We start from the raw sequence: 1,246 nt of genomic DNA, 5'->3' as shown, positions 1-1,246 counted from the left end.
AGCGGGAGATAATGGAGCGGGTCGAAGATAACCTCCTCGCGGGCATAACAACGAGGATGACGGGCGATGACTTCGCTGCGGCAGCCGATCACCACTTCATCGACATAGGCCCTGATCCAGACCTCCTGATGGCCCCAGGCCACCGGAACCGAATAATCGTTGGTCTTGTAGCGCACCAGGGATTGCGAGGAGACCCGCCCGCCCGCCTGATCGCAGGCCTCGAAGGGTGTAGCGGGCAAAGGCTGCATGGCCGCGAGATCGCGCTGCAAGCGCTCACCGATCGTCTCGCTCTCCCCGCGCACCTTGTCCTGCTGGCGCTTGCGGCATTGCTCCTCCAGCCATAGGTTGAAGGCCTCCCAGGTCGGGAACTTCGGGATCGGCACCATGAAATTGCGGCGGCAGTAACCTACCAGCCCTTCCACATTGCCTTTCTCGTTCCCCTTGCCCGGACGGGCATAGCGGTCGCGGATCACATAATGCGACAGGAAAGCGCTGAACAGCGTGGCACGCTTGCGCGTGCCGTCTGGCAGGATTTTCGCCACAAGGCAGCGATCGTTGTCGTAAACGATGGAACGCGGCACCGCGCCGAAGAACGCGAAGGCATGAACGTGTCCGTCAACCCAAGCCTCCGCCACTGCCGCCGGATAGGCCCGCACATAGCAGGCATCACTGTGTGGCAGATCGAGCGCAAAGAAGTAGGCTTTTTGCTCCACCCCGCCGATCTCCACCACAGCTTCCCCGAAATCGGCCTGCGCATCGCCTGCCGGGTGCGCCAGCGGCACGAACATCTCCCGGCTGCGCTGCTCGCGCTCCCGGATGTAATCCTTGATGATCGTATAACCGCCGGTGAAACCATGCTCGGTGCGTAAACGGTCGAATACCCGCTTCGCCGTATGCCGCTGTTTGCGCGGGACGCCGCGGTCACCTTCAAGCCATCCATCGATGATCGCTACAAACCCGTCCAGCTTCGGGCGCTGCGGTGCAGACTGACGCCGGTACCCCGGCGGCGATGAAAACGACAGCATCTTGCGCACCGTATCGCGCGACACATTGAAACGCTTCGCCGCCGCCCGCTGGCTCATGCCATCCGCGCAAGCCAAACGGACCTGAAGATAAAGTTCCACGCTGTAGATCCCCACACCTCCCTGACTTGGCAGAAAGGCTTCAAGGTGGACGACTTTTACGCCGCCCGCAGCGGGACTATCCCGCCGCTAGCGTGGACGAATATTGCTCCGCCGTTCTCACC

General features: G+C 62.0%; 1 protein-coding gene. It reads right to left on the bottom strand.

The window, feature by feature from the left end; translation table 11 throughout:
• The coding region (gene istA / locus MBENS4_RS23655; RefSeq protein ID WP_084592362.1) for an IS21-like element ISSsp5 family transposase at window positions 1-1,124 on the bottom strand (1,124 nt) is incomplete at its 3' end.
• Window positions 1,125-1,246: the final 122 nt, after the last annotated feature.

The organism is Novosphingobium sp. MBES04, from assembly GCF_000813185.1.
Lineage (GTDB): Bacteria > Pseudomonadota > Alphaproteobacteria > Sphingomonadales > Sphingomonadaceae > Novosphingobium > Novosphingobium decolorationis.
The sequence above is the reverse complement of the archived record's forward strand: the minus strand, read 5'-3'. Positions and strand labels throughout refer to the sequence as shown.